This window comes from Methylobacterium crusticola, assembly GCF_003574465.1.
GTDB lineage: Bacteria > Pseudomonadota > Alphaproteobacteria > Rhizobiales > Beijerinckiaceae > Methylobacterium > Methylobacterium crusticola.
The window spans coordinates 1-3,352 of sequence record NZ_QOWC01000391.1 but is presented as its reverse complement, the minus strand read 5'-3'; the positions used below and the strand labels follow the sequence as shown (position 1 = coordinate 3,352).

Here is a 3,352-nt window from a genome sequence, read left to right as displayed (position 1 = left end):
GGCGGCGCCGGCCGCGGCTGCGCCCCGGTCGTCCCCACCAGCTGCGAGCGGCCCTCGACGGTGGCCGGGGGAGGCAGCCTCGGCCGCGCGCCCGTCGCGGCGGCAGCCGCTGCCGGCGCCGGACGGGCCGGTGCCGCCGCGGGTCCCGGAGGACCGACGGGACCGGCGGATCCGGCCGGGCCGGGGGGGCCCGCCGGACCGGGAGGTCCTGCCGGACCGGGAGGACCGGGAGGGCCGGGCGGACCCGCGGGTCCGACCTGGCCAAGTGAAGCCGCCGCCGCGGGGGCGTCGCGCGAGGCATCTCCCTGACCCGGCGGGCCCTGCTGGCCGCAATTGGCCACGACGGCCTCGTAGGTCCGGTCCCCAATCTGCACGCTGACGATGCAGCGCGCGGGATGATAGATCTCCTCGAATCGGAACTTGCTCGTCTCGTCCGACTGGGTCCGGAAACGACCTTCCAGCACGACGGGCGTCTCCGGCTCGTCCGTCTTGCCTAGAACATACAGCCGCCCCGCCGCAATGGAGGCGGTCGTAATATCTGGCGCGGCCGCGGCGACGGCGCCTGTCGAGATATGAGAAATACAAACCATAAACATAAAAGTCGCAAATCGACTTGCTTTATCGATCATGATTTCCGTTTTGCAGCTCAGAAATATCATGCCGGATTTCCGTTCGCCGAAGGGGCAGCCAGTGTGGATTGATGGCCACTGCTTACCTGCGAAGCGAACGCGATGCAAAACTCGAGCATCCGGACCGCGGCCACGAGCGCCGCGCCCGGAGCCGTCCGGACCGCGTCCCGCTCCCGCGCGTGCCGGGTGCGCGCGGCCGGGGCTCCTCATCCGCGGGCCCGGTCACGCGGGGGCGCGACCGGGCCCGCGGACCGCGCCGGCGGCCGGGATCCGCGGCGTCGAGGGAGATTGCGGCACGGCCGCCTGCGTGATCACGCCGGACCAGCCGAGGCCCGCGTAGGTCTCGTAGCCGGGCGTGCGGTGGAACGCCGTCACGGCGCCGGTGCGCGGATCGGCGACGAACCCGCCCGCGCGCCCGCCGGCCTCGAGGCTCAGGCGCTCGCTGAGGGCGCCGCGCCCGTCGGAGGCCGCCAGCACGAGGCCGCCCGCGTCGACGAGCAGCACCCGGGTGCGGTCGCGGTCCTCCGGCGCGACCCGCACCCCCGCCACGATGGCCCGCGCCTGCGGCTCCCAGTCGAAGTGGATCGCCAGCACGCCGAGCGGCCGGCCGTCGCTGCGGCCCCCGGCGCGCACGCCGGCGTAGTAGGTCGCGGCCTGCGCGCCTGCGAGGAGCGGGCGCGCCGTGACCTCGGCGGCCCCGTAGGCGTCGCCGTCCGGCAGCGCGGCGGCACGCTGGAACCACTCCTCCCCGGCGACGCTCGCGCCGCGCACGTCCGGGAACTGCTCGGGCCGGCCGTTCGCCACGACGGTGCCGGTGGCGTCGCAGAGCCAGAGGTCGAGGTAGACCGTGTAGGCCGACAGGATCACCCCGAGCCGCTCGGCGGCGTGGGCCGCGCGGTCCGGGCTCGGTTCGGCCGCGCAGGCCACGATCGCCGCGTCGGTCGCCCACCAGCGCACGTCGCAGGTGCGCTCGTAGAGGTTCCGGTCGATGAGCTCGACGGCGTTGAGCGCGAGGTCGACGAGGCGCTCGCCCTGCGCCGCCTCGCTCAGCCGCCGCATCATGCCCTGCAACCCGGTGATCCGGCCCGCGAGTTCGGCCTCGAGCGCGGCCGCGATGGCCTCGACCTCCGCGCCCACCGCCCGCACCTCCTGCGCCACCACCGAGAAGCCCCGTCCCTGCTCGCCCGCCCGCGCCGCCTCGATCAGCGCGTTGAGCGCCAGGATCTTGACCTGCGCGGTGACCGCCTGGATCGCCTTCGTCTTGCCGGTGACGATCTTGCGGACCTCGTCCGTCTCGCCCGCGACCTGCGCCAGGGTCGGCGTGCCGACGGAGCCGCGAACGGCCGCGTTCACCCGAGACGTCATGAGGCACCACCCGCATCCGGACCAGATCCCAGCATGGGCGGATGTCGTTGACATTTTCTAAGCTCCGGGCGCCTCAATCCCGCGCCGCGGGCCCGCCGGTCCGGGACCGGACTTGTGATACGCAAAGTCGAGTCCGGATTCGACTTCTGCTCGAGGGCCGTCGTCGCGCGACAATGCCGCTCAGGTCGGGCTCAACCGGGAGGCCGGGCCGTCACCTCGTCGGGAATGGACACCGACATGCGCGGCCGTCTCCGCCCCGATCCGGCGGATCGGAGTGCCGCTCATTCCCTCGGGCCGACTTCTCCGCGGCCTCCCGCCGGGCCCTGCGATGAAGCGGCTGGCGCGGACGCGTCCGGGCCGTCATCCTTCCCGATCGCGAACCCCGATCACCCCGGGCCGGGACGGGCCGGGCGTGTGCAGCGGAGCGGGCCAGCACCGGCGGCGCGCCGCCCGCGCGGTCCGCGCCCGGGATCAATGCAGTACGAGCTACGAGTGCGTGAATCTGCCCCCGCTCGCTCTGGTATACGCCGCAGCCGGATCCCGCCGTCGCCGCAACCGATCCGGAGACGGGCCCGGCGGCTGTCGCGGAGCCGGGCGCCGCGACCGCCACGGAAGCGGTCGCGGCGACGGGCGAGGCCGCGCCCGCGGAGCCGGAAGACGGCGAGACGGGCCCCGGTGACGGGACGGCGGCGCCGTAGCGCGCGTCCGGGGGCGCCGGTGGGCGCGGAGCTCGCGCCGCCCGGCCCCGGACGTCCGTCGCCTCACGTGCCGAGGATCTTCCAGACTCCTTGCGCCACGGCGCATGTGCGCTCGCCGACCCGCAGGGAGCCGTGCATGAACATGATCGTGCGCGTGGCCTGGACCACGCGGCACTCGGCGACGAGGAAGTCGCCGATCTGCACGGGCGCGAGAAACTGCACGTCCAGGCTGATGGTCGCCTGCTTGCGGCCGCCCTGCCCGGCCGACGACGTGCGACCGAGGGCCATGTCGAGGAGCGTCGTCAGGAGGCCGCCGTGCACGACGCCGTTGCGGTTCCTGTGCTTGGCCGACGTGGCGAGGCCGTAGAGCACGCCCGCATCCGTCGTCCGCTGCCAGACCGGCCCGACCAGTTCCATGAAGTCGGAATGGTCGACGGTCTCCCAGCCGGACGCGGCCGGATCGAATGACGCCGTCATGGCAGGATCGTCCCGTTTGCACCTCGGAGCCTTGTCGCACCGCGCAGGCTCCGCGGCCAAGGTCCCGACGTCCGGGGAGCGCACGACGCGCCGCAGGCGCGACCGTCGCGGCGGGCCCGCGCGGCCCGGACCGGGTGCCGGGTCGCGGCCGTGCCGCCGGGGTCGCGGCCATGCCGCCGGGCT

The 3,352-nt window shown here is 74.3% G+C and carries 2 protein-coding genes; both read right to left on the bottom strand.

Annotated elements, in window-relative coordinates:
* Positions 1-851: 851 nt before the first annotated feature.
* Positions 852-1,994 (bottom strand): methyl-accepting chemotaxis protein, encoded by a 1,143-nt coding sequence (locus DT057_RS37360; protein WP_128566481.1) that lies wholly within the window; start codon positions 1,992-1,994, stop codon positions 852-854.
* Between the two features lie 761 nt (positions 1,995-2,755).
* Entirely contained in the window at positions 2,756-3,169 is a 414-nt protein-coding gene (locus DT057_RS34360) for a PaaI family thioesterase (RefSeq protein ID WP_128566480.1), read from the bottom strand.
* Positions 3,170-3,352: the final 183 nt, after the last annotated feature.